We start from the raw sequence: 23900 nt of genomic DNA, 5'->3' as shown, positions 1-23900 counted from the left end.
CGCTTATATTTTAGGCTTTGCGTGGCCCGACGAAGCCGACCGCGGCGCCCTGCGGATCGATGGCGTTCATCGCAAATTCGCCGCCGGGGATTTCCATCGGTTCGTTGGTGACGGTGCCGCCATTGGCGCGAACCGCGGTCAGCGCGCGGTCGATGTCATCGACGCCGATATAATAGGACCACGCCGATACCGGCATGCCCTCCATCAGCGGCATCACCGCGCCAATCCCGACGTCGCCGCGCTGGATGAAGCGATAGGCGCCCATTTCGCCCATATCCATTTCGCCTTCCTGCCCCCAGCCGAAGTGCTTTGTGTAGAAAGCGATCGCGCCATCGGGGTCGCTCGTCGCCAGCTCGTTCCAGCGGACATGCTGTGCCTCGGTGACCGAGAAGACGTCGCTTTCGCCCTTCTCCACACCCGCGGGCGGGATCGGGTCCATGATATAGAAGGGCGCGCCCTGCGGGTCCGACACCATCGCGATCCGCCCGACGGGCAGGTCGGTCGCGGGCATCTGCACCGCGCCGCCATCGGCCTTGATCGCGATGATGGCCGCATCGACGTCGGCGACCTCGAGATAGCCGAGCCAGCACGGCCGCGCCCCGCCCGCGAGCATGTCGGCATTGAGCGCCAGCACGCCCCCGGCGTTGCCGCCGTCGCTGCGCATGATCATCCGATAATCGACGCCGCCTGCGGTGGCTTCACCATGCGAGGGAATGTTCCAGCCGACGACGGCGCCGTAAAAGGCCGCGGCGCCCGCGGGATCGCTCGTCATCAGTTCGTACCAGATGAAATTGGCTGCCTTGGTCATCGTCTCTCTCCTCGACATTTTGATTCAATAGCTGAGGCTGGGGAACCAGCTGCCGCGCCCCTCGGGGGTCATATCGAGCAGTCCCCACAAAGGATCGACGAGGTCGCCGGCGCGGTGGTGCTGGCCCGGATCCTCTGGCCCATAGGCCATCTCGCTCGCCCAGACATGGCGGACGCGGCCATCCGTCTGGTGAAAGACGTTGAAGATCGTCTCGTCCCAATTCTCGCTCGGCTTCATCCCGCGTTCGGCGCGCTTGGCGTCGGTCAGCCGGCGGGTGTCACCATAATAATCGGCCGAATAGCGGCCCTCGCCATCGGACAGGAAGCTCAGGTGCGGCCAGCGCCGCTCGCGCGCCCACGCCTCCAGCCGCGCGATCGGCGACTTGGCGACGATATAGAGCGGTGCGCGCTGGCCGACGTGCCGCGCGCTGCCGTCGATCGCGTCGAGCATATGGGTGCAGCCGGGGCAGGGCGTATCGCGGTCGGCCCCGAACATGAAGCTGTAGAGGATGATGCTGGGGCGGGTGCCGAACAGTTCGGACAGCTTCACCGGCTCGCGCCGCTGATGCGCCCCGATGCGCTCGAAGGTGTAATCTTCCGCGATTTCGCCGCCGGGCGGTAGTGCGCGGCGCTTTGCGGCGACCGCCTCGATCTGTCGGCGCAGCGCGATTTCGTCGTTCAGCAGCTCGATCCGCGCCGCGCGATAGGCGGCGCTTTCATTAGGGAAGGACAGATATTCCATGTCATTATCTCCCGAATATTTTCGTCATGCTGAACTTGTTTCAGCATTCATGGTCTGAATTCGCGGCCTCAGACCATGGACCCTGAATCAAGTTCAGGGTGACGATCCAAAAATTGCCAGCGATCACCCGTCACAGCCGGTGCAATCGCAGCGGTTTGCTATTCTCGCGGGCGATCACGCCCTTGGCCTCGAGGTCGAGCTGGACGCCCTTCAGCCACCATCCCGCTTTCGCGCCGCCGGGGAACAAATCCTCGGGCAGCAAGGGCAGCACGCCCGCCTTGATTTCCGCGACGGTCAGCCCGGGTTCCGCCCTGGGCACCACCGCCAGCAGCGCATGTTTCATCGCATCATATTTGGCCTTGTCGACGCGCACGACATGGCCGGGGCTCATGATATTGTGCATTTCGACGCGTTCGATGACTGCACTCATCGCTGAAATCCCTTCGTCGCTTCGATCGGCGGGGCGCGAAATCCCATCGCGACCCACGCCGTCAGCAACCGCCACATGAACTTGCCCGAATGGGTGGCATAATTGGGCACATCGTCCGGCAGTTCGACGCCCTCGCGCCGATCGCTCACCATCGTCCGCATCTCGACCCGCGGCCGGTCCGGCTCGGCGATGCGGCCCGAATAGACGCTCAGCCAATGTCCCTTGGTAAACTCGAGACAGATGGGCGAGTTGCAACAGCGCGACACAAAACGCCGCGTCGGCGCGTCGGGGGTCAGCCGATGCTCGCCCAGCTGCTCCGACCCCGACAGCCACACGACGCGATCCTTGCGCGCAAGGACGAACGCCGTCCCGCCGTCATTGTCCAGCACTCCCGGCGCACCGGGCAGTGCGCCGAACGCTTGCCCCGCCTGCTGGCAGCTATGGCAATAGCAGGTCGCCGCCGCGATCGGCTTGCCCGTCAGCTCCAGTGTCACCGCGCCGCATTGGCACGACGCGGTGCGCTTTTCGGGTTGATGCACGCCGGTCATCGGGCGCGCCGTCAGGCTTCGACGATCGGGGCGAAGCCGCCATAGATCATCCGCGCACCATCGAACGGCGTGTTGTCGGGATCGGGCTTCATCCGCTCGTCGGCCATCATCTTTTCCCAGCCCGCCGTGCGCGTTTCCTTGTCCGGCCATTCGACCCAGCTGTAGACGATCTGCTCGCCGTCCTTCTTGTGCGCCGCGCGGCTATAGTCGGTGACCTTGCCGTCGGGGACATCGTCGCCCCACGCCTCGACCACGCGCGTTGCGCCATATTCGAGGAACACGGCCGACGCCTTTTTCGCCAGCGCGCGATAGGCCTCCTTGTTGCCGTCGGGGACGGGCACGATATAACCGTCGACATAGCCGGTCTGGCCTTCGCCCTGATCGTCGACGATCGAATCGAAACCGCCGATGATCATCCGCTTGCCGTCGAAGGGCATATCTCCGCCCATCGCCGCCATCCGCGGGTCGCTCATCATCTTCTGGTTCGCGGCGTCGCGGGTCGCCTTGTCGGGATATTCGAACCAGCTGAACACGACGGTCTCGTCGGGCCCGGCCTGCACCGCGCCTTTGAAATCATTCACCTTGCCGTCGGGAACATCGTCGCCCCAACATTCGACCATCCGCGCCACACCAAATTCCTTGAACAGATGGGCGGCGTCGGCGGCATGCTTGCGATAGGCTTCCTTGTTGGCGGTCGGCACCGCCACGACAAATCCTTCTACATAGGTCATCGTCTCTCTCCTTCGGGGGGATCAGGCGGGTGGTCCCGCTTCTTCGCTGAAGGCGGCCAGCTGGGCCGCCAATGCTTTCTGGAACGCCGGGCGCGCGAGGCAGCGGTCGAGATAGGCCTGCAACCGCGGCTGCTCGGCGATCAGTCCGGCCTCGACGCCTTCGCGCAGGACCGACGCCATCGCGATGTCGGCGGCGGTGAAGTCGCCGACCAGATAATGTTTGTCGCCCATCGCATCGTTGAGGCGGCCGAGCCGGCCCTGAATAAATTCGATCAGGCTGGGGCGGCGCAGTTTCGCCCATTCCTCGCCACGCGCGAAAATATCGACATTGTTCAGCTCGAACAGCATCGGCTCGACGCTGTTATAGGCGGCGAAGATCCATGCGAGGGTACTGGCCCGTCCCTGCGCATCGCGCGGCATCAACCGCGCATCCTTTTCGGCGAGGTGAAGCAGGATCGCTCCGCTTTCGAACAGCCGGACGCCATCGTCGTTGAGCACGGGAACCTGACCCCATGGCTGGAACAGGAAATGGTCGGCGGGGCGGTTGATCGCGCTGATCAGATGCTCGGCATAGTCGAGGCCCAGCTCTTCGCACGCCCAGCGCGGGCGCAGGTCGCGGACATGGCCGCGCGCGAATTCGGGCACCCAGTCGAAAGCGGTAATCTCCACCGCAGCGTTCGGGTTGACGGGCATGATATTCTCCTCTCTCTTGATCGTTGGGGCGGTCTAGAAACCCGCGGGCATCGGCGGCACCTTGTCGTCGAGGAAGGCCGTCACCATCGCGGCGACTGCGGGCGCTTCGGTCATGATCCCGATGTGCGAGGTTGCGGGCAGGATCGCGAGCCGTGCCTTGGGTGCAGCGGTCAGAAAGCCCTGTGTCGCCGCCGCGACATCGCCCCCGCCGCGCAGCTTGAACAGCGCGATCGCATGGTCGAGCGTGACGCCGTCGGCATCGCCGATGATCACCATCGTCTTGCCGGGAATCGCGCGGATCGCAGCGTCGGGCCAGCCGAAGGGCGTCGCGTCGAGCGCCTTGATATTGTCGATCAGCTTCGCGAATTTCGCAGGTGCCGGCGACAGGCGCTTATACTCCGCCTCCATCGGGCTTCCGGCGAACATCGTGGGGGTGATCTGCGCGATCCCCGCCAGCACTTCGGGATACCAGCCGCCGAGGTTCGATGTCCCCGACAATATGACCTGTTTGCCGACCTTGTCCGGGTGGCGGACGGCGAGGGCGACCGCGGTCGATGCGCCCATCGAATAGCCGAGGACATCGGCCTGTTTCACGCCGAGTTTCGCAAGCACTGCGGCGGCGTCGTCGGCCATGCGGTCATAGCTCAGCGGCCCGTCGACCCCTCCCGACCGGCCGTGGCCGCGCGCATCGATCGCGATCACCGGACGCCCGGCGACGAAGGGATCGACCAGCGGCTTCATCGCGTCGGCGGACATGAAGGCGCCGTGGAGGACGAGCAGCGGAGTGCGGCCGGAGGTCAGGTCGCCGTGGACCTGATAATGGATCGCCGCGCCCGCGACATCGACATGGCCGTTTCGGGCGGCGGGGCTGGCGGGCTGGCTCGTGGCGGGGGCTTGCGCCTGCGCGGGTTGGGGCAGGGCGGACATGGCGGTCGCGAAGGCGATCAGCGCAAAGGCGCTGCCAAGCTGCGACGGGGAAAAGCGATAGGTCATCAAACTATTCCTGTTGATGGAGAGACGGAATCTAGGACCGCTTGCCTTTGATCCACGCGACGATCGACATCGCGTGGCCATGACCAAGGTCGTAATCGGCCTTCAGCCAGTCGATGATGGCGCCAGCCTTGATGCCGGGGGCGAGGCCGGCTTCGTCGGCGAGGCCCTTGTCGATCGCGATGGCCTTCAGCGCCTCCGCCGATTTGCCGGTCTTTGCCTCGACATTGTCGATATAGGCCTGAAAGCTCATGGCTTTGCTCCCGACCGAAGCGGGATCAGCGCGCGGACCCTGGGGTCACGCAGCCACAGGCCGCCCCACAGCATCAGGCCCAGATAGACGCCGAACAGGCAGTGGCTGAACAGCGGACTATTGATGCGGACATGGGTCGCAATCGCTCCGCCAAGATAGCCGGTGATCAGGATTGCGCCGAGGATGCTCGTGCGCGGCCAGATATAAAGCAGGGTCGGGATCAGCAGCAGGACCGCGAGCATGGTCATCGTCGGGACGTCGAGCGGCCATCCGAGGCTGGGCGGGGTATATTTGATCGCGACCTCGGGCGCCACGAGCTTGAGCCCAGCGTCAAAGAGGAGGAAGAGGATCACGAGGCCGCTCAATATGCAGCCGGTGATCAACTGGCCCTTGGTGGGTTGCTGGTCTGTCATCCTCTTCCTCCTCCCTTATGTTGTGGTCAGGCTGCCGCTTCCGCGGGTTCGCCGGCGGGGATCGCGGCGGGGTCCATCCACATCACTTCCCAGATATGGCCATCGGGATCCTCGAAGCTGCGGCCGTACATGAAGCCGAAATCCTGCGTCGGGGTCGGGTCGGCCTTGCCGCCGGCCTTGACCGCCTTGTCGACCTGTCCGTCGACCGCGTCGCGGCTGTCGGCCGACACGCAGAGCAGGACCTGCGCGGTGGTGTGCGCGTCGGGGATCGCCTTTGACGTGAAGGTCGCCCATTTTTCATGGGTCAGCAGCATGACATGGATCGACCCTTCGGCGACCACCATGCAGGCGGCGGTGTCGTCAGTGAAGGCGGGGTTGTTCACCGCGCCGACCGCTTCGTAAAAGGCTTTTGATTTGGGCAGGTCGGTGACCGGCAGGTTCACGAAAATCATCTGGGGCATCTTCTCTCTCCTTAAAATTGCCCGGGCGGGCTTCGGCGTCGCCCGGATTTAGTCGTGGCGGCTCTGATCCGCCGGGGTGACCTGGTCCGTATCGGTGCGGACATCGGGGGTGGGAGCGGGGTGTTTCACGCCGCGTCTCGCCGGCCGAACAGCATCCGGACATAACGCTTCAAATGGGTGACGCTTTCCCGCGCAATCGCCGGATCGTTCGTCGTTTTCGCCAGAATGAAGCTTCCCTGCAAAACCGACTGAATATGTTGCGCAAGGCCGAGCGCGGTGACGCCCTCAGGCGTGCCGTGACGCGCCATCGCCGCTTCGATATCTGGGGTCAGCGCGTTGCAATAGGCGTTGATGCTCGCCTCGCACGCCAGCCGGATCGCATCGCTCGTCGCAAAGGCTTCCTGCACCATCGTGCCGACGAAGCAGGTAAATTCCTCGACCGGCCCGTCGAGCATCGCAAAGCGGAAATCGATATGGCCGAGCAGGCGCTCGAGTGGATCGTCGAGCCTGGTGTGCGGCGGCATTTCGAACATCGGCCGCGCGCGTTCGGTCCATGCCTCGGCCGCTGCGACCGCCAGCGCCTCTTTCGATGCGAAATGGTGGAAGAAGGCGCCCTTGGTGACCCCCGCCGCGGCGCAAATCTGATCGACCGTCGTCGCGGCATAGCCCTGCTTGCGCACCGTCTGATGCGCCGCCGCGATCAACGCCGCGCGCGCACTCCCCCGCGCCGCGCGGCCCGAAGGCGGTGCGCTGGCGGCGGGCGGCGTGGTGCCGGAGGAGGGCTGATTCGGGTTCATGCGAATCGCCATACCGACTAGTTGGTATGTTGTCAAATCCTGCGACCTTATCCGCGAAGGGCGCGAGGATAGGGAAGTAGCGAAAAGACTCGACCTTCCCGTTGCTTGGCCTAAAAAGGCGCGGGGAACAAAGCGGGCACATCGTGTGCCGCTTCTGGGGGGTGCCATGGTCGCGATCGTTTCCACCGTCGCCTATCTCGGGCTCGAAGCCCGCGGGGTCGAGGTGCCGTGTCAGGTCACGCCGGGCCTGCCGCGCTTCGTCATCGTCGGCCTGCCTGACAAGGCGGTCGGCGAAAGCCGCGAGCGCGTTCGCGCCGCGATCGCGGCGATCGGGCTGTCGCTCCCGCCGAAGATCATCACCGTCAACCTGTCGCCCGCCGACTTGCCGAAGGAGGGCTCGCATTATGATCTCCCGATCGCGCTTGCGCTGCTCGGTGCGATGGGGGTGGTCGATCCCGAGACGCTCGGTTCTTATGTCGTCGTCGGCGAACTCGGCCTCGACGGCCGCGTCGCGCCATCGCCCGGCGTGCTGCTCGCCGCGATCCATGCGGGCAGCCAGGATCGCGGGCTTGTCTGCCCGGTTGCCCAAGGGCCTGAAGCGGCGTGGGCGGGGAATGTCGAGGTGCTCGCGGCGCCCGATCTCCTCTCGCTCCTCAACCATTTCCGGGGCACGGCGCTGCTCGCGCCGCCGGTGCCGGGTGTAGTCGAGGTGCCGCCGCGCGGGGTCGACCTCGCGCAGGTAAAGGGGCAGGAGACCGCGAAGCGCGCGCTCGAAATCGCCGCCGCTGGCGGGCATAATCTCTTCCAATAGGGAACGACGAGACCCGGAATAACTCCGGACTTCTGGCGTAGGAAACGCGCCGGATTTCAAAGGAACTCGTCACCATGCTGCAACTTGCTACCTCTTCCGGTGCCCTCACGGCGCCCCCGAAGGTCTACAGCTACACCCGCTTCAGCACCCCCGAACAAGCGCAGGGCGACAGCCACCGACGCCAAACGGAAGCGGCTCGCAAGTGGGCAGAGGCAAAGGGCCTCATCCTTGATGAGCGTTTGCGCCTCAATGACCTCGGCGTCTCGGCCTACCGTGGCGCAAACGCTGATGCAGATAGCGGCCTCGGCGGCTTCCTCCATGCTTGCCGGGAGGGATTGATTGCCTTCGGCTCCTATCTTCTCGTGGAGAGCCTCGACCGCATATCACGCATGACGCCGCGCCGCGTGCAGTCGATCATGAATGACATTGTTGATGCCGGGGTGACCGTGGTCACGCTTAACGACGGGCAAGAATATGATGCCGTTCGGCTCGACAGCGATCCGACCGCGCTCATGATCGGCATGATGGTGTCGTGGCGTGCCCATGAGGAAAGCAAGACCAAGGGGCGGCGTGTTGCGGCTGCGTGGCAGGAGAAGCGGCGGCGGGTCACGGCAGGTGAGGCCACCAGCTACACCTCAATGGCCCCCGCGTGGCTCTTCCGGTCCCCTGAAGGCTGGCAGCTGGTCCCCGAACGCGCCGACATCGTCTGTCGTATCTACCGCGACACCATCGGCGGCGCCGGTGAACACGCCATCGCCCAAGCCCTGAACACGGAGGGCGTGCCGGTCATGGGGCGCGGGAAGATGTGGCACAGGTCCACCGTGTCGAAGATTCTCCGCAACGTCGCCGTCATTGGCACGCTGGTGCCGGGACGGCTCGATTATGGGAGCGGCAAGAAGCGGCGGGTGATGGAGGAGCCGGTAGCAGGCTTCTATCCGGCGGCAATATCGGTTGTGGATTGGACCGCCGTGCGGGCGATCAAGGACGGAAGCATTGCCCGAGCGCGCGGCAGGTCCGCCGGTGCTGCTATCCAGAGTATGTTGGCTGGGCTGGCGCGGTGCCCCGAATGCGGGGCGGCGATGACGCGGGTCTATAAAGGGAGCCGTGTGAAGGCGGGCGCGCCGAAGCTGGTTTGCACCAAGGCAAAGGCTGGGGCGGCGGCGCATGGTTATGTGTCGGTGTCGATTGACGCCGTCCATGACGCCCTCTCGTCGGGCTGGCGCAAGTTCATCGATGACGTGCCTGCCGGAGACCGCCAGCCAGAACTCGACCGCGAAGCCTACAGCGTGCGCGGTGAGATTTCGGGTACGGAGGACCACCTTGACGAACTGGCGGCGTTGCTCGACCACACGCCATCCCTCACCCTGTCGGCCCGTGTTCAAGCTGCCGAGGCTAGCCTGTCGGCGTTGCGGTCGTCTCTCGCATCCATTGAACAGGCCCGCGCGGTCGCAGACGGTGGCCTCGTGCATTCTCGGCTGGAGGCGCTGGTGGAGGCCTTCGAGGTCGAGGAAGGCGAGCCGCTGGACTTCGGCAAGATCAATGCCGCGCTGGGGCTGCTCTTCTCGGGCATCACCGTGGATTATCGCACGGGCTGGCTATCTTTCGAATGGCGGCAGGGCGGGACGACGGAGCTAATCTACGCGATGATGCCTGCGTGACGTCTTTTCTAATCGCAGGATTGCCAAGGTGCGCGGCGAGCATTCCAGTCCCTCCCGCGCCCCTTATGCCCCTCCACGGCCCCAAACGACGCCTAAACGGTGGCTTATTCGACAGCCATGCGCGGGTTGCCTTCAACAACCCTAGGCGATACCGCGTTCTCTATGCTGAACATTCTCCTTTCGATCGCTCTATTGCTCCCGCAGGCGGCCGACGAGCAGTCCGCCGAATCTGCCGCGCTCAACACATGCCTTGTCGGTGAGGCGATGAGGCTTTCCAGTGTGAAGGAAACGGCTGACGTGGTCGGGATTGCCGTATGGGTTGCCTGTAGACAGAAGTGGGCCGAACTGAGCAGATCGATCATCCGAGCGCGCCCGACTGGGTCAGATATGGCGCTGTTGAGTGATATGCTCGACGGCGTCGAACGGAGGCATCGCGACCTAGCCGTGGCGGCTGTCGTAGAGGTCCGCTTAACAACCACTCCTTAGCACGAAGCCGCCGCCGTCCTCCCCATCACCGAAGACCACAAGGTTGATGCCCGCGCTCTCCACGAGTGGCTGGGGGTCTCAACGCCTTTCCACATGTGGATGGCGCGCATCATTGGAGATTACGGGTTTGAGGAGGGGGAGGACTTTCGAACAAATCTGTTCAAAAGCACCGGGGGGCGCCCCCGCAAGGATTACCTCCTCACACTCGACACCGCCAAAGAGATGGCGATGATTGGCAACACGCCCAAGGGCAATGCCACCCGCCGCTACTTCATCGCCGCCGAGAAGGCTGCAGCCAAGATGGCGAGCTAAGCCAATGTTTGCCTTTATTCTTCGCGAATGATGTTGAGCTTAAACTCGACAGCATCGATCGCTGTCCTGTAGACTTCCAGCGCTGGCCGCTTAGCGAGTAGGCCGCGTACAAAGGCTTCGTCATCGTCCGAAATACTCGCTCCCAAAATTATCCCAACAAGCGCTTGCGGGGGAAACGCTCGATACCCCGGCGGCTTGGCCCACTCTATCATCCGATGTTCACGTTCGTATGACCAGTGCGCGCTCTTGTGGAAAAGCGCAGACATCATGATTTCTGGATTGTTGAACTTAGTGAGGTTCACACGCGGCCTTTCTTCCTTGTATTCGACTGGAAAACCGAACCATTGGATTTTGTCGTTCGCGATTTCGTCGAAAATCAGACAGACGCCTTTGTGGCTATCTGCATAATGTCCCCACATCAGCGGATGATCCGGCACCTCTGAAAAACAAGTTGCTGCGCTGTCTCTCAGCCATTGCGGCCATTGATCCCTTAGGGCTTTTTCCATCTGCAGCGGCGGCACCGCTCGCATTTCCCGCTCTCTTTTCCTGCGTTCAACGCGCGGTCCGCCGTACACCGCAGCAGCGGCCCGCCCCCGAAACTGTTTGCGCTGCGACTCGTTGTCTCCAAAGTACAAGACCGGAAGAGAGTCGAAGGGGTCGTTGAAACTCGATGGGCTTTGCCAAAAGAGCTTATTTCCTGAAATGGCTTGCTCAATTGACGCGCGACCAAACTCGCCGAGCAGATTCCGGTATTTGTACAGACGAAGTGTTCCATCGTTTCTCATTTCGGGTCCGCCGTGCAGGTTTGGGGAGAGCGTTGATTATGTACCCGTTTCGGCCATAGGTGCAATTAGTCAGGACTCTTGGAGAAGTGATCCTCGGTCCCCCCGGTCAGGTATATCTAAGGTTACCTATAGGGCCTTCCGGTCCTCTGAAGGCAACCCAAGGGGGCCGTTTAAGATGACCATGGGTCATCCTCCTCCACCATACCCCTTACATCCTTCAGGAGTGGGCGGGAGGGCGTAAGCCCTTGGCCCTCTGTCGGATCATTGACCAAGGAAACCAGCACCATGGCACCGACTGAAACCTTCACCCTCGACTATCACGGCAATCCGCTTCGCATCGTCATGAAGGACGGCGAACCGTGGTATCTGGTTTCCGACCTCTGCCGCATCCTCAACATCTACATGCGCCCCGGCAAGCCAGTGACCAAAGAGGCAATGCGGCGCCTCCGTCCCAGCGCCAAAGACCATCATATTATCGAGACGTCCCACGGTCCCCGCGTTGCCGCCATCGTCAATCGGGATGGCCTAGCCGACCTCGCTTTCTGGGCGAAGCGTCCGGACGGCCCCGAGCCGTTTGTCTGGAGCGTCAATGAGGCGATGATCAGCGGCCGTTACGAGGCGGCAGCCGCCTGAACGCCCTCACGGTTCCTTAACGTCCCCGCAGTACCGCCAACGTGCCGCGCGGGACGCGAAAGGCCTGCGACCCGTCCCGCCGTATCCCGCGCGCGCACCTAAGGCCATCGGCCACGGGTCCGCGCTCGTGACGTCGTTTAGGCCCCTTTCGGACTCACGCAGCGCCGACACGGCCCCGCCGCTACCGACGTAGCAGGCAGGGGGGCTAACGCCCCTGTGGCCTCTCAGAATCCACTGTAGCGCCTGCGGATTAGTCCGGACTTCTGGTGAATGAAACCGCGCCCAACGGCAGCGACATTCCCGCACCCTCCACATCATTTCAGATCGGTCGAACTCCCTGCCGCTAGATCGGCGGTCGGGTCGAGTTCCCGTAGCGCCAGCCCTTCGCCCCTCGTCTTTTGTCAGGGGCGGGAGGCAGAGGGCTGGCGCGCCCTATTCCGGTGAGAACCGGATGCCGACCCCTCGGGGTCATTCCGCGCGGCATATCGCCGCATCTTCCAACAGCGAAAGCTACACCAATATGTCTGACAACACTTCTGACAATGCCGCCCCCTACACGGGCAAAGACCACGGCTTCGGCGACGACAACGCCTTGGCAAATGAGATTATCTCCTTCGACCACCTCCGCGACACCAGCGGGTCCGCAGCTGCTTCCCGGCAAGTTGGCAGCCAGACCGAGTTCAAGCCGATGCTTTCGTCCCTGTCGCCGGAAATGCGCCAGCCGATCGTCGCGCAGTTGGGCGGTCTTACGGGCGCAGCCCGCGACGCTCGCGAGGGCGAACTGGTCCTTGCGGCCATGAAGCAGCGCGCCCTCGACGTGCGGGTCCATCAAGGCCCCGGTGTCGGCGCTAACGCCTATCAGGTCGAAATGTTCGCGCAGGCCCGAAAGCTCCAGGAACTCGACCGAGAGCAGCAGCGCATTTTTGCGGACCTCGCTCAGTTCGACGGCTTCACAACCGGCGCCATCGACCCCACGACGGGCGAGCCGACCGCCGAAAAGCGGTATCGCATTCAGGGCGAACGCCGCCGACACCTTGAGGACCGGCTGGGGATGATCGCTCAGGAAGCCCTGCATATCGAAGGGGACGAAGGTTCGCGCCGGATGCGGAAGGCGCTGGAGAAGGCTATCGACGACACGAAGAAGTCGCGCGATCAGTTCGCCATCTTGCAGGAAGCCAAAGCCCGCGCCGTTCACAATGCGCGTGAGGACAAGATCAATCATCTCGCCGCAGGCTTCGTCAAGGGCGCGCGTGGGGGTCTCGGCTAAGCCATGACGCACCCGCAAACACCCGCCAGCCTCTCGTCTGGCGAAAAGGCGTGGCACGCTGTCGAGGATGACATCTCGACCGCCGTACACCCTTCGGTCCCCGACGCTGACCCTTACGGCCCCGACAGTCCCGATTACGCCGCCCGCACTCGCGAGCAGGTGATGGAACTCCCCGGTGGTCTCGTTCGGGTCGATTACGGCGCCCGCGTTTAACCTCGACAACCCGAATAAGCCCGTTAGCGCCCTGCCGGTCTCCGGCGGGGTGCTTTCGCGCGCCAGTAGGAAACCCCATGACATGACTACCAAACCCCGCGTGTCCATGCGCGCCGCGATCAATGCCAAGTGCAAATCCTGCATATATGACCCGTTTGCGAAGGGCCTCGGCTCATGGCGCGAACAGGTCGCCGACTGTTGCAGCAGCAACTGCCCGTTGCACCCAATCCGGCCCACGCCGCGCGAGAGGAAATCCGATGGCCCGGTATAAGCACGTCTCGGCGCCGGAAGGTCACCGGCATTGCCCCCGATGTCGGACGGTGAAGCCGCTCGCCGATTTCGAACCGGCACCGAAGCGCCCCTGCGGCCTTTCGGAAGGATGCCACATTTGCCTAGCTGCGGCACGGGAAGACCGCATAGCATTTCGGCAGATCACCGAAGAGAGCGCGGAGCGTATGCTTGCGATCCAGTACGGGGCGCAGGTCGATCCGACCTATGAGGCGCCTTTAAGCCCCATTCCAGAGCCGCACAGGAAGGCCGCCGAACACTTCCGGCAGTCGGACGAGGAGGCGCGTCGGCGGCGTCTCCGGCAACGCAAATGACGCCCCAATGCTGCACAGCCTGATTGGACTTATCATGACGCAGTTCCCATTTGCGGAAGCGGCCTTCGCACTGACCCGCAAAGGCGCCCGCGACCGCTTTGCCTACTCCACGGCAAGCAACCACATCTCCAATCCCGCCCTTCTCGCCCGCAAGATCGCGAACCGACGAGACGGGCGCGGACGCGGCAGCGGCAAGTAACCCGCTGAGCGCCTCGCAGGTTCCCTAATGGCCCCCTGAGGGGGCGTTAGTATCTGCGCAAAAATCCGAAGCGGGATACGCTACACGTCGCGCGGCGCTACCCCCCGTAGGGGGTGCCGTGCTGGCCGCATTGTTCCGCCGATCCTCTTCGATCGCTCTCAATGTACCCGCAGCCACCCCCATGGCCGCGATCATGTGCCCTTCGATGCGGCGCCCCCGAGAGCGTCCCCGATCCACCGCCCCGCTTGGGGCAACGAAAGATACTGACAATGGCAATGGACCTATCGCAGGTCACCCAGCGCACCGCGAACCAATCGCGGGGGCGGCTGGTGGACCGCCGCGCCTCCATCCTACCAGCCCGCCGGGACACCCGCGCGCCGGAACTCCGACCCTCGGGGGACATGCGGTCCGCCAGTCGGGGTGATGTCGGCGGGGCCGAAGCCCTTATGCGGACGCTCGGCATGGTCACGGACGCCGCGAAAGACTTCCAGTCCTACGCGGGCAACAAGTTCGCCAAGGACGAATCCGCCAATGCGGCGCGCGGTATGGCCGATCAGGCGGCCGATAATGTCGATCCTGAGTTGGCGCGCAAGTCAGCGGCGTATACCGATTCAGTCGCACGCGGTCGCACGGCTTCGGCATGGCACGACTATGCACTGGAGATGGATGAGGAACTGAATGCCCTCGTCGAGAACCAGCAGCAGCTTACAGTAGAGGAGCGGCGGGACGAGTTCACTCAGTTCCTCAACGACAAATACCGCGCCTTCGCCATCAATGACGAGACGGGGCAGTTGCAGGACTTCCTCGCTACCCCCGGTGCAATGCGTTATCTCGGGGAGAAGATGACCCAGACGCGCGGCGTCGTCGCTGCGGAAGCCACGAAGCGCATTGAAGACCGCTTCAACGTCGAGGCGCTGGGGCACTTCACGAAGAACATCCGCGACCAGTCGAAGTTCGGGGCCGTGGATTTCACCGCAGCCCTCGCGCTGATACCGCCGACAATCCCCGACAATGTGAAGCGGGCCGCGATCAAAGACACCGTGATTGAAATCGTCTCGACCTTGAAGGATCAGGACCGCGAGGTGGACGCCCGCCAGCTGCTGGATAGCGTGCTGGAGGGTGGATTCGAGATTGGTGTCGGCGGTTCGACCGACCAGACGGCCATCGACGCAATGCGCGGCCCTGTGGCCGTGGACATCCCCGCATCGGACGTCGCGCCCCCAGCTGCCCCAGCGGCCCCCGCATATTCCCGAACGGCCCTGAAGGCCAAGATACGCGGCCCTGAAAGCGGCGGTGATGACACGGCCACCAACGGCATGGGATCGTCCGCCAGCGGGCGCTACCAGTTCGTCGAAGGTACCTTCAAGCAGCTGTACAAGCGCGTCTACGGGGCCACCAGCTCGCAAGCGCGGGACGCATGGGACAGCAAGAAGTTTGATGTCGGCATCCAAGAGAAGCTGATGGACGCGCTGATAGCGGACAACGAAGCGGCGCTGGCTACGAACCGCCTGCCAATCACCGACGGGAACATGTATGTCATGCACGTTCTCGGCTCCGGCGACGGCCCCCGGTTCCTGAAGGCGCCCGCCAACTCTCCCGTTGCCGACATCCTGAGCGCCCAGATTGTCCGCCAGAACCCTACGTATTTCGGGGGCGGAAAGACGGTGGGGCAAGCATATGCCCGCATCGCCGCTGTGGTGGGTGGAGCGGCGGACGGTGCTGCCGTCGATCCCGTCGCCGACGATCCGTCCTACATCTCGCCGGGTCGCGACCTCTCCCCGCTAGAGCAGTATCTTCAGGGGCCGCGCAGTGCAGCCACAGCGCCCGTAATGACGGGCGGGCTGGCGTGGACCCAGCAGGAGCGTAACAGCCTTCTGGAAATCCGCCGGAGCTTCACGGAGACCGCGATTGCGGACTGGCATAAGAAGCGCGCGGACCAGCGCAGCGACAATGCTCACGGCATGATGATGCGCGTGTTCGGCCAAGGTGCCGCGATCACATCGCAGGACGTTACCGATTCCGCCGAACGCGGGGACATTGACGAACCGGACGCTATCACCCTCTACCGCATGTTGCGCGACGACGCGGCTCAGAAGCGGGCGGAGGCAGACCGCGCCACGCGCGAACAGCGGGAAACGGAGGCCGTTGAGGTGGAGGAGCAGGTGGAAGCCGTCACGGCACGCATTATGGCGCCGGTCTACACCGGAAAACGGAGGCCTGAAGACGCACGCAGCATGATGTTGCATGAACTGGCGAAACTGTCCCCCAAGGTCGCCCGCAGGGCACTGGCGGAGATGACGCCGACCCTCGGCGCCCTTGAGAACGCCGGGGAGCAAACCCCTCAGGCGCGCAACGCGATGGAGATGATGGACGGCCCAGGGCGCGCTGCGTTCATCAACGCTGTCGTTAGGGACGCCCGACCGAGCAGCCGAAAAGCTAAGGCGGCAAAGGCCAGTTCGTTCGTCGATCAGGCTATACAGCGGGCGCAGCGCGCCATCACTCGCGGCACTCCTCCGGATCAGGCAACCGCCGAAGCGCGGGAATGGCTGACGGGGAAAATACCCGAGTTCGGTTTGCGACGGCCGCGTCGAGCGGCATCCGGATCGCCCGCCGAAGGTCTGTCGGAATGGGAAAAGGCGGCTCACTCCGGTAACAATATCTGGGAAAATGTGACAGGCCACCGTTGGTAGAAATGTGAGGAAGCCCCGCCGGTGTCCCTGAGGGGTGCCGAGGGGGCTTCCTGTCCTGCTAAGCGCCGGTGAGGGCGGGGCGCAGTTCCTATGCCGCGCGCATGGCGGCGCGCCTTTCGCGGGCCTCGGCACGGGCAGCGTCGTCGGCGGCGCGCACTTCCTGCGGAAGGCTGGCGTATTTCGCTGCTGCCATCTCATCAATGAGACTTCCCAGCTCGGCGTGCATGCATTCCAGAGCTTCGATACGCGGATCGTGCCGCCAAGGCTCCGCCGTCTCCTCGTCCAGTTCCCGCCTTATCCGGTCTGTAAGTTCGTTCGGCTCGCCCGCGATCACTCCCACCAGCTTCTCCGCAAACTCGGCAAGCTGTCGGTCAGCGTCGCTGCCAGCAAGCATCGCAGCAATACGCGCGCGGATGGCTAAGACGTTCGGATGTTTAACGGCCTTCGTTTGTTCAGTCATGCGACCCCCTTGAGTTGAAGAGGTGGCACGTTTGGCGGAATGAAGGTTTGGACGCAAGCGGTCTAAGCTATTTTATTAAATAAAAACAGATAGTTCCGTTATCATTACTATACGGCTAATGGAACTGTTGGCGATTGCGAGGCGCAGGATAAGCCGGTTTCTGATGATCGGCGTAGAGCTGCACTGCATCGGAAACGAACGGTTTCGAGCCACCCACTACAGCTGTGTCAAAAACTAGCTTGACGATCTTTTCGATACACCTCTATATCCGAGCCACGTTTTCGACACAGGAGCTTTTCGAGCATGGCCCGCACCTTCGCATATTGCCGCGTCAGCACAGCAGACCAGACCGCCGACAATCAAATCCGCGAGCTGGAGGCGGCTGGCTTCTCCATCGATCCCAAGCGTGTCGTTACAGAGACGGTATCGGGTTCGATCCCTGCCATGGAGCGGGAAGGGTTCGCGCGGCTTGTGGACAGGCTGGAGGACGGCGACGTCCTGATCGTCACCAAGATCGACAGGCTAGGCCGCAACGCGATGGACGTCCGCGCAACCGTGGACCGGCTGGAGGGGGAGGGCGTTCGCGTCCACTGCCTCGCTCTCGGCGGCGTTGACCTGACCAGCGCAGCAGGCCGCATGGTGATGACGGTGATATGTGCCATGGCGGAGTTCGAGCGCGACCTCCTCGTCGAGCGGACACAGGCGGGCCTGTCCCGCGCGAAGGCGGAGGGTAAGGTGCTGGGGCGCCCTCGCGCCCTCAGTGACCGGCAGGAAACCGAAGTGCGCGCTAAGCGGGCCGCAGGGGCATCCCTCGGGACACTTGCGCGGGCCTATGGGGTCAGCCGGTCGGCGATCCAGCGGGCGGAGAAGCGGGAGCTGGAGGGGGCCTGAGGGTGCCCGTGGGTTTGTGCGTTCCCTTGAGATGCCCTGCTTTTTTCGATTCATCTTAGTCTAGCTATTATGATACCTCCGCCCGTTAGGGGGTGGATGTAGATGTCTGATAGAAAAATTGAGCCCATATTTGAAATCGTACTGAGTCAAAGCGGTCATGTATTCAGGCCAACAAGGTATCGCCAGTTCGTAAGATGGGCCAGGCAAGAGCGAGAGCGATGGCTTTGGCTAGAAGAGGTTGCCAGCCAACATTTTCCAGCGAGCATCCGCGAACATATTCTTTCGCAGTTGCTTGGAATCCAAGCCTTCGCAGAGCAGTTTTCCGCTGCCGACGGGCAGACCGGCGAGGTCCCCAACGACGTTCTTAAGGCGCAATACGAAGGCAACCCTCCGTCTCTCATTCACTCGACGAGCGAGTCAGGGCAGGCGATCTTGGCAATCCGGACGGCGTTGGGCGTGGAGGTCGCCGCAGTAGCGTATGGCATGCTCATCGGACACATCGGTCCCGTTTGGACGAGCCCGCTCCACGTTCGAGCGCTCTTCCTAGTATCGAACCCCAGCATGATCGGTAAGGATGCAATCAGGCAGGCGAGCAGAGTCGAGTACACGCGATGGCAGAATCAAGCCGATGCGCTCTTGGATAAGCATGGCGATCTCGTCGACCTAGAAGAAGAAACCATTGCCGGGCTTACGAAGCGAGCCGACCAAACTGCGGTTCAGGCGTTTTGGCGGATCGCGCGACGTCACGTCAAGCTGCGTCGGTCGTTGCGTACCGAGGCCGACACGTCAATCACTGGCATAAACAATGTCAAAAAGGCGTTTGCCGAGGACATGAAGCTAAAGGCATCCGTGCAGTATTGGGCCGAGAAAAAGGGAACCCATTCGACCAATAGGGGGACCGCTGTCCGACACCTAGCGATCTTCTCTGGCATTGCGGGCGTTGTGGCCCTCCTAGTCTTCTGGTTCTCAATCACGTTCATGCTCGAAGCGTCCGGCGTAAACGTGTGGGATTGGATGGTAATCAAGCCGGAAAAGGGTCGGGCTATTGCTGTATCAACCTACCTAATCATAACCGGCGCTGTCGGTACCGTTTTAACGGTGATCTTCTGGACGGCGCGAGTTTTGCTCCGCAACTACCTGACTGAGCGAAGGCTAGAGGGCGACGCAGAAGAGCGTAGGATCATGACACAGACCTACCTTGCGCTAATCAGCGAAGGCGCTGCCGATAATGAGGACAGGCTCATCATCCTCAACGCTCTGTTCCGACCCTCTCCCGACCAGCCCACCGGAGATGATGGCGGCGGCGAAGTCGCGCTGCCCGCGCTCATCGCAAAGCTCTTGGACCAGCGGGCCTCCAGATAGAGGGGGAGAGGGAGATTAACATGACGGGTGCACCGATCAGGGGAGACTTGGGGTATTATCGGAAAGCGGAGGACGAACGGCCCGCCTATGGGAACTTTCCTCGCCGGTTCTACTTCACGGTCCCCGCATGGACGCTTCGGACAACTATCGAGAGCGACGAGCTATCAACCGAGGGCGTGGAGGAGCCGTGGAGGCTCGTGCAGGCCAAGAAGGTCGAACTGTTCAAGGAGAAAACCCCTCTGCCTTTGGGATTCTCTGGCGAACCGAAGGTCAGTCTATCGGCCGAGCTGCAACAAGAGTCTGATCGCCCCATTGGTGTCATAAGCGAAACCGGTGTGCGCCCATTCGCTGGCACCATGCCGCTCTACATATCAGAGGGCGAAGACGGTTCCGGGGTTGTGACCTTGCACCCTCCGCAGGTGGACTCGCCGCACTTCGATAAGGAAATGCTCAGCTGGGATATCAAGCTGCCGCGCACGCAGATGCATTGGCTCCGTGAGGAGCTGGTTCGCCGCCCTGATGCGGCTGTGCACCTCTTCATACAGGTCGCAGCTTTCCAGTGCGAAGTCGAAAGCATAGCAACCGACTACTGGATGCGACAGACGTTCTCGTTCGAAATGGACACTTGGACGCCTATCATGGAACTTTCCGTCACCGTGGTTACCCCGGAGCGGCTGAAGGCTGACGCCGGAGAGCCGGAGGACGACTTTGACGACTTTGACGAAGTAGCTACGCCACCCCCGCCTCGCCCTGTTGACCGCTTTGCTCCCCTGCAAGCGCGCCTGAATTGGGTGATTGCGATCCTCGCATTGATCCTCTTAGGAGTGCTGTTTGGCTAATGGGTCTTGACGCTCCCAACAGGTTAATGTCGGGGCCGCCCGGCGCGGGCAAATCGCTGATGGCGGCGTGTCTGCCCGGCATCTTGCCCGATCTCACGCCGTCCGAAGCGCTGGAGGTGTCGATGATCGCCTCGGTCGCCGGAAACCTCGAGGGCGGGCGCCTCGTCCGCGCGCGGCCGTTCCGCAGCCCGCATCATTCGGCGTCGATGCCCGCGCTGGTTGGCGGCGGGCTGCGCGTCCGCCCCGGCGAGGTCAGCCTCGCGCATCTTGGCGTGCTCTTTCTCGACGAGCTTCCCGAATTTCAGCGCGGCGTCCTCGATTCGCTGCGCCAGCCATTGGAGACCGGCGAGGTCAGCGTCGCGCGCGCCAATGCCCATGTCACTTTCCCGGCGCGCGTCCAGTTGATCGCGGCGATGAACCCGTGCCGCTGCGGGCATCTGGGTGACGCGGCGCTCGCGTGCAGCCGCGCGCCGCGCTGCGCCGCCGACTATCAGGCGAAGCTGTCGGGGCCGCTGCTCGACCGCATCGACCTCCATGTCGAGGTGCAGGCGGTCAGCGCCGCCGACCTCGTCCTGCCGCCCCCCGCCGAAGGCAGCGCCGAGGTCGCCGCGCGCGTCGCGGCGGCGCGCGATGTCCAGACCGCGCGCTATGCCGACCACAAGGCGCGCACCAACGCCGAAATCGACGGCGAACTGATGGAGGCGGTCGCGACCCCTGACGAGCCGGGGCGCAAATTGCTCGCGCAGGCCGCCGAGGCGATGCGGCTTTCGGCGCGCGGCTACACCCGTATCCTGCGCGTCGGACGGACGATCGCCGACCTTGCGGGCGCCGAAGCCGTCGGGCGTCTCCATGTCGCCGAAGCGCTCAGTTACCGGCGGCAGGCGCCGCGCAGCTAAATGGTCGCAACGCTAGGCCGGCGTTTGGTCAAAACCCCGCAATGCACGAGAAAAATTTCCGCCCCGCCTTCATTCCGATGGGCTGCAGATTTTGGCGCAGACAGTGTAGGACCGCCATTGCCCGCTCCATGATATGTTCCATCTGTGAAGACAGACGATAGCATTGGACGCTTTGCCCCAGCACCGCTGACAGTCCAGCCCGAATTGCACAGCCAATAATGGGGTCTCCTGCCAATAACGGCGGAAGCTGGTCGATAATTTCTTCGACCCCGATATCGACGGCGAGCATGTCGGTAACCGGCCAACGTGCCAGTTCTTTGTGATTGTGGCGAATGATGATGATGAGGCCGCCGTCTCGATAGAGGATTGATGCAACGAGCCGTATTCGTTCGCTAAGCCCATTCTGCGCAATGCGTTCGGCGATGATGGAAAAGGACTGGCCTTCGACGGCTCCCCTCAAGGCGCGTTGGTTAATCTGTAATCTGTATTGAAATTCATCGCGTGAAACGGTGACATCAAGCAAATTCATTGCAAACTCCTTCGGCATTATTTAAATGAAAACCATGGGTCAGGAATTTTCGCAAGAACTGAATGATTGGCTTCAGGAAACGCTGCACCATTCCTTGTTGCAGCAGCCTGTGTCGTCCAGCGACAATATGGTTACGGCGCGGATTGCCGAACTGGAAAAATTTGTTGAGTTAAAAACGCTCTCGCTTCTGGAACAGCGATGGTTGCTCTGTGCGCTTTGGCTGGCGACAAATCGGGACGCAACACGCGACGCCATGCAGCAAGCAACTCTGTTGCGGCAACAATATGCGCGCCTTGCTGGCACACCGTTCGAAACAGGCGCGCGTCTCCATGCGATCCTGACGTTTGCGCCGCCGCCTTTTGCGATCACATTGGTGCCGATCAACCCGCGATCTGCACCGTTGCAGATTCGGGCGAGCGCCAGCGAAAGAGGTTGGTGGGAGGAAGTACTCGCCGCAATCAGCACGGCCGATAAATGGGCCCGGACGCGCGCCCGCATTGGCCCCTCTCCCCGCCTGTAATAGAGCGCGGGTCCGATGGCGAGCGCGTGCTTGGCCCGGCGTCGACCGGAGCGTGATCCCAATTATTTGAACAGTCACCCCGGCGAAGGCCGGGATCTCAGCCGCGCGTCGGCGTCGATCTGAGCGGCCCCGGCCTGCGTCGGGATGACGGGCAGGCAAGGATTGCGCTTCAGTCGAAGGCGGCGGCTTTAGTTCGCGACGACTTCCAGCGGCGGCGGAGCCTTGGCGACCGCGGCGCCGTGGCGGCGGTGGCTGAGTTTGCCATCGACCTTGCCGCCATTTTCGATCGTGATATTTTCATAGGTGACGTCGCCGGTGATCCGCGCGGTCGCGTGGACGATCAGCGTCTTGGCGTCGATCGATCCGTCGACCAGTCCAGCGATCTTCGCGGTTTCGGCGACGACGGCGCCCTTGATCTCGCTCGCCTCGCCCTGGACAAGGTTGGCGCATTTCAGATCGCCCTCGATCTTGCCGTCGACGTGCAGGTCGACGCTCGCCGAGACATGGCCGGTGACGACGACGTCAGATCCCAGGATCGAAAAGGTCGTATGGCGCGCGCCGGTCGCCATCTTAGCGGGCACTGCGGACGGCGGCGACGGAACCGACGCGCTCTCTGGCATCGGCTTTGACTTCGAGAACATCGGCTTTGGCCTCCAGGAAGCGGCGCGGGTTGACCGCGACGCCGTTCAAACGGACTTCGAAATGCAGGTGGCTTCCGGTCGAGCGACCGGTCGAGCCCATTTTGGCGATCTGCTCGCCCGCGGTGACCTGTGCGCCGACCCGCGACGTAAAGCCCGACAAATGGGCGTAGCGGGTCATGATGCCCTGGCCATGATCGACCTCGACGACATTGCCGTAACCCGACTTCTGCCCGACATAGACGACCTTGCCCGGTGCGGCGGCGAGGATCGGGGTGCCGATCGGGCCGGGAAAGTCGAGGCCGGCGTGCATCGCGCCGGCGCCGGTGAAGGGATCGCTGCGATAGCCATAGCTTGACGACAGCATCAGCACGTCGGCGGGCTTGCCCGAGGGCAGCGCGACGAGCGTGCGTTCGAGCACTTCCATGCGGAACAGGGCGCTTTCAAGCGCTGCAAAGGATTTGCCGAGCGCGCGGGCATGGCCCATGCGGCCGCGATAGGGGATGAAGGGGCCGCCGCGGCCGGCCGCAGCATTACGGACGAGCGCGGTGGGGTCCATGCCGAGCTTGGCGACCGCGCCCTCGGCATTGGCGGCGCGCGCGTTGACCGCGGTCAGCAGGCGCGTTGCGAAGCTTTCCTGCTGGGCTTCAAGACGCGCCAGTATCTGCGCTTCGGGCGGCAGATTGGGATCGATCATCGCGCTGGTCTTGAGCGGTGCCTTGGCGGCTTTCGCTTCGGTTCCGGCGGCGGGCTGCGCGCCCACCTCGTCGGTCACGGCGGCGGGTTCGACCCCGAAATGGATCTTCGACCATTCCTCAAGCTGTTCCTGCCGCTGTTCGAGGTCGGCGGCCACTTCGCCGACGCGATCGCGATATTGCGCAATACGCTGCTCGGCGGCGGCGGCGGCGACCTGCTTTTGCGCGACTTCGGCGCGTTCACCGGCGGTGAGGAATTGATTGACCAGCACGGTCAGCATCGTGCCCGCCCAGACGAGCAGCACGAGACCGGCGATCAACGCGACGCGCTTTTGCCAGACGGCGCTGACACGCAGGAATCGGACATGTCCGTGCGTGCGAACAAAAATTTCATGGTCCTGAAACAGCGCAGTAAAGCGCTGGCGCCATTGGCGCAGGCCCGTGGTTTTTGAGGACAAGTTGCGACCCAGTCTTATGGTTTTAATGGAGCCCTCCGCCCCGACTTGGAAGGCGCCTTAACAGCCGCATTGCGACGGTGCGAATCTTTGC

At 63.1% G+C, this 23900-nt stretch carries 28 protein-coding genes and 2 pseudogenes; 14 read left to right on the top strand and 16 right to left on the bottom strand.

The annotated features are described in order from the left end of the window. Positions 1–10: 10 nt before the first annotated feature. From CDQ91_RS07060 to CDQ91_RS07010, 11 genes are all read right to left on the bottom strand, one after another. Positions 11–808, bottom strand: coding sequence for a VOC family protein (locus tag CDQ91_RS07060; RefSeq protein WP_088472038.1), 798 nt, complete (start codon positions 806–808; stop codon positions 11–13). A gap of 24 nt (positions 809–832) precedes the next feature. Beyond that, positions 833–1549 carry a DUF899 family protein gene (locus CDQ91_RS07055; protein WP_088472037.1) on the bottom strand — a complete coding sequence of 239 codons (717 nt, stop codon included), beginning with the start codon at positions 1547–1549 and terminating at the stop codon, positions 833–835. 130 nt (positions 1550–1679) lie between these two features. Then, a complete protein-coding gene (locus CDQ91_RS07050; RefSeq protein WP_088472036.1) occupies positions 1680–1979 on the bottom strand; it encodes a DUF6958 family protein in 300 nt (99 codons plus the stop codon). After that, positions 1976–2527 carry a GFA family protein gene (locus CDQ91_RS07045; RefSeq protein ID WP_088472035.1) on the bottom strand — a complete coding sequence of 184 codons (552 nt, stop codon included), beginning with the start codon at positions 2525–2527 and terminating at the stop codon, positions 1976–1978. Before CDQ91_RS07045 ends, CDQ91_RS07050 begins: the two co-directional genes overlap by 4 nt. A gap of 11 nt (positions 2528–2538) precedes the next feature. After that, the gene (locus CDQ91_RS22125; RefSeq protein WP_088472034.1) at positions 2539–3258 is read right to left on the bottom strand and encodes a DUF1428 domain-containing protein; all 720 of its coding nucleotides are present in this window, start codon (positions 3256–3258) and stop codon (positions 2539–2541) included. Between the two features lie 21 nt (positions 3259–3279). Beyond that, positions 3280–3951, bottom strand: coding sequence for a glutathione S-transferase family protein (locus CDQ91_RS07035; protein WP_088472033.1), 672 nt, complete (start codon positions 3949–3951; stop codon positions 3280–3282). A gap of 33 nt (positions 3952–3984) precedes the next feature. Continuing rightward, positions 3985–4944, bottom strand: coding sequence for an alpha/beta fold hydrolase (locus CDQ91_RS07030; protein WP_158213631.1), 960 nt, complete (start codon positions 4942–4944; stop codon positions 3985–3987). A gap of 31 nt (positions 4945–4975) precedes the next feature. Continuing rightward, a complete protein-coding gene (locus tag CDQ91_RS07025) occupies positions 4976–5194 on the bottom strand; it encodes a DUF4287 domain-containing protein (RefSeq protein WP_088472031.1) in 219 nt (72 codons plus the stop codon). Next, complete coding sequence (locus tag CDQ91_RS07020; protein WP_088472030.1) at positions 5191–5607, bottom strand: DoxX family protein; 417 nt, start codon at positions 5605–5607, stop codon at positions 5191–5193. Before CDQ91_RS07020 ends, CDQ91_RS07025 begins: the two co-directional genes overlap by 4 nt. A gap of 26 nt (positions 5608–5633) precedes the next feature. Beyond that, on the bottom strand, positions 5634–6068 hold the full coding sequence (locus CDQ91_RS07015; RefSeq protein ID WP_088472029.1) for a VOC family protein: 435 nt from the start codon (positions 6066–6068) through the stop codon (positions 5634–5636). Between the two features lie 125 nt (positions 6069–6193). Continuing rightward, positions 6194–6865: a TetR/AcrR family transcriptional regulator gene (locus CDQ91_RS07010; protein WP_088472290.1), complete on the bottom strand. Its 672-nt coding sequence runs from the start codon at positions 6863–6865 to the stop codon at positions 6194–6196. 166 nt (positions 6866–7031) lie between these two features. Between CDQ91_RS07010 and CDQ91_RS07005 the strand changes: the two are divergent. The 4 genes and pseudogenes from CDQ91_RS07005 to CDQ91_RS06990 all read left to right on the top strand — a co-directional run. Continuing rightward, a pseudogene (locus tag CDQ91_RS07005) lies at positions 7032–7667 on the top strand (magnesium chelatase domain-containing protein); the annotation flags it as partial. A gap of 83 nt (positions 7668–7750) precedes the next feature. Then, the gene (locus tag CDQ91_RS07000; RefSeq protein WP_088472027.1) at positions 7751–9334 is read left to right on the top strand and encodes a recombinase family protein; all 1584 of its coding nucleotides are present in this window, start codon (positions 7751–7753) and stop codon (positions 9332–9334) included. Positions 9335–9496: 162 nt separating this feature from the next. Next, positions 9497–9820: a hypothetical protein gene (locus tag CDQ91_RS06995; protein WP_088472026.1), complete on the top strand. Its 324-nt coding sequence runs from the start codon at positions 9497–9499 to the stop codon at positions 9818–9820. A gap of 24 nt (positions 9821–9844) precedes the next feature. Beyond that, on the top strand, positions 9845–10132 hold the full coding sequence (locus CDQ91_RS06990; RefSeq protein WP_088472025.1) for an antA/AntB antirepressor family protein: 288 nt from the start codon (positions 9845–9847) through the stop codon (positions 10130–10132). A gap of 14 nt (positions 10133–10146) precedes the next feature. Here the strand turns inward: CDQ91_RS06990 and CDQ91_RS06985 are convergent, their stop codons facing one another. Then, positions 10147–10917, bottom strand: coding sequence for a DUF2971 domain-containing protein (locus CDQ91_RS06985; RefSeq protein ID WP_088472024.1), 771 nt, complete (start codon positions 10915–10917; stop codon positions 10147–10149). 285 nt (positions 10918–11202) lie between these two features. On the opposite strand from CDQ91_RS06985, the gene CDQ91_RS06980 reads away from it, so the two are divergent. The 5 genes from CDQ91_RS06980 (at position 11203) to CDQ91_RS06950 (ending at position 16521) form a co-directional block, all read left to right on the top strand. After that, on the top strand, positions 11203–11550 hold the full coding sequence (locus CDQ91_RS06980) for a BRO-N domain-containing protein (protein WP_088472023.1): 348 nt from the start codon (positions 11203–11205) through the stop codon (positions 11548–11550). 520 nt (positions 11551–12070) lie between these two features. Next, complete coding sequence (locus CDQ91_RS06975; protein ID WP_088472022.1) at positions 12071–12817, top strand: hypothetical protein; 747 nt, start codon at positions 12071–12073, stop codon at positions 12815–12817. A gap of 3 nt (positions 12818–12820) precedes the next feature. After that, positions 12821–13030: a hypothetical protein gene (locus tag CDQ91_RS06970; RefSeq protein WP_088472021.1), complete on the top strand. Its 210-nt coding sequence runs from the start codon at positions 12821–12823 to the stop codon at positions 13028–13030. Between the two features lie 609 nt (positions 13031–13639). Then, positions 13640–13831 (top strand): hypothetical protein, encoded by a 192-nt coding sequence (locus CDQ91_RS06955; protein WP_088472018.1) that lies wholly within the window; start codon positions 13640–13642, stop codon positions 13829–13831. 269 nt (positions 13832–14100) lie between these two features. After that, positions 14101–16521, top strand: a complete 2421-nt coding sequence (locus CDQ91_RS06950) for a hypothetical protein (protein WP_088472017.1) — start codon at positions 14101–14103, stop codon at positions 16519–16521. Positions 16522–16609: 88 nt separating this feature from the next. On the opposite strand, the gene CDQ91_RS06945 is transcribed toward CDQ91_RS06950, so the two are convergent. Further along, positions 16610–16981: a hypothetical protein gene (locus CDQ91_RS06945; protein WP_088472016.1), complete on the bottom strand. Its 372-nt coding sequence runs from the start codon at positions 16979–16981 to the stop codon at positions 16610–16612. A gap of 303 nt (positions 16982–17284) precedes the next feature. Between CDQ91_RS06945 and CDQ91_RS06940 the strand changes: the two genes are divergently transcribed. From CDQ91_RS06940 to CDQ91_RS06925, 4 genes and pseudogenes are all read left to right on the top strand, one after another. Continuing rightward, positions 17285–17872 (top strand): recombinase family protein, encoded by a 588-nt coding sequence (locus CDQ91_RS06940; protein WP_088472015.1) that lies wholly within the window; start codon positions 17285–17287, stop codon positions 17870–17872. A gap of 102 nt (positions 17873–17974) precedes the next feature. Continuing rightward, positions 17975–19234, top strand: a complete 1260-nt coding sequence (locus CDQ91_RS06935) for a DUF6161 domain-containing protein (RefSeq protein WP_144036713.1) — start codon at positions 17975–17977, stop codon at positions 19232–19234. 20 nt (positions 19235–19254) lie between these two features. Continuing rightward, positions 19255–20073 (top strand): hypothetical protein, encoded by an 819-nt coding sequence (locus CDQ91_RS06930; protein WP_088472013.1) that lies wholly within the window; start codon positions 19255–19257, stop codon positions 20071–20073. Positions 20074–20090: 17 nt separating this feature from the next. Then, positions 20091–20969: pseudogene (locus CDQ91_RS06925) on the top strand (YifB family Mg chelatase-like AAA ATPase); the annotation flags it as partial. Positions 20970–20997: 28 nt separating this feature from the next. Here the strand turns inward: CDQ91_RS06925 and CDQ91_RS06920 are convergent. Continuing rightward, complete coding sequence (locus CDQ91_RS06920; protein WP_144036712.1) at positions 20998–21498, bottom strand: hypothetical protein; 501 nt, start codon at positions 21496–21498, stop codon at positions 20998–21000. Between the two features lie 25 nt (positions 21499–21523). On the opposite strand from CDQ91_RS06920, the gene CDQ91_RS06915 reads away from it, so the two are divergent. Then, the gene (locus CDQ91_RS06915; protein WP_088472011.1) at positions 21524–22018 is read left to right on the top strand and encodes a hypothetical protein; all 495 of its coding nucleotides are present in this window, start codon (positions 21524–21526) and stop codon (positions 22016–22018) included. 188 nt (positions 22019–22206) lie between these two features. Here CDQ91_RS06915 and CDQ91_RS06910 read toward each other — a convergent pair whose 3' ends face one another. Both CDQ91_RS06910 and CDQ91_RS06905 read right to left on the bottom strand, forming a co-directional pair. Next, complete coding sequence (locus CDQ91_RS06910; protein ID WP_088472010.1) at positions 22207–22587, bottom strand: bactofilin family protein; 381 nt, start codon at positions 22585–22587, stop codon at positions 22207–22209. A 1-nt stretch (position 22588) separates the two neighbouring features. Further along, positions 22589–23809 (bottom strand): M23 family metallopeptidase, encoded by a 1221-nt coding sequence (locus tag CDQ91_RS06905; protein WP_088472009.1) that lies wholly within the window; start codon positions 23807–23809, stop codon positions 22589–22591. Between the last annotated feature and the right edge of the window lie 91 nt (positions 23810–23900).

This window comes from Sphingopyxis witflariensis, assembly GCF_002205635.1.
GTDB classification, from domain to species: domain Bacteria; phylum Pseudomonadota; class Alphaproteobacteria; order Sphingomonadales; family Sphingomonadaceae; genus Sphingopyxis; species Sphingopyxis witflariensis.
Note: the sequence above shows the minus strand (reverse complement) of the source record. Positions and strands in the feature narration are given on the sequence as shown.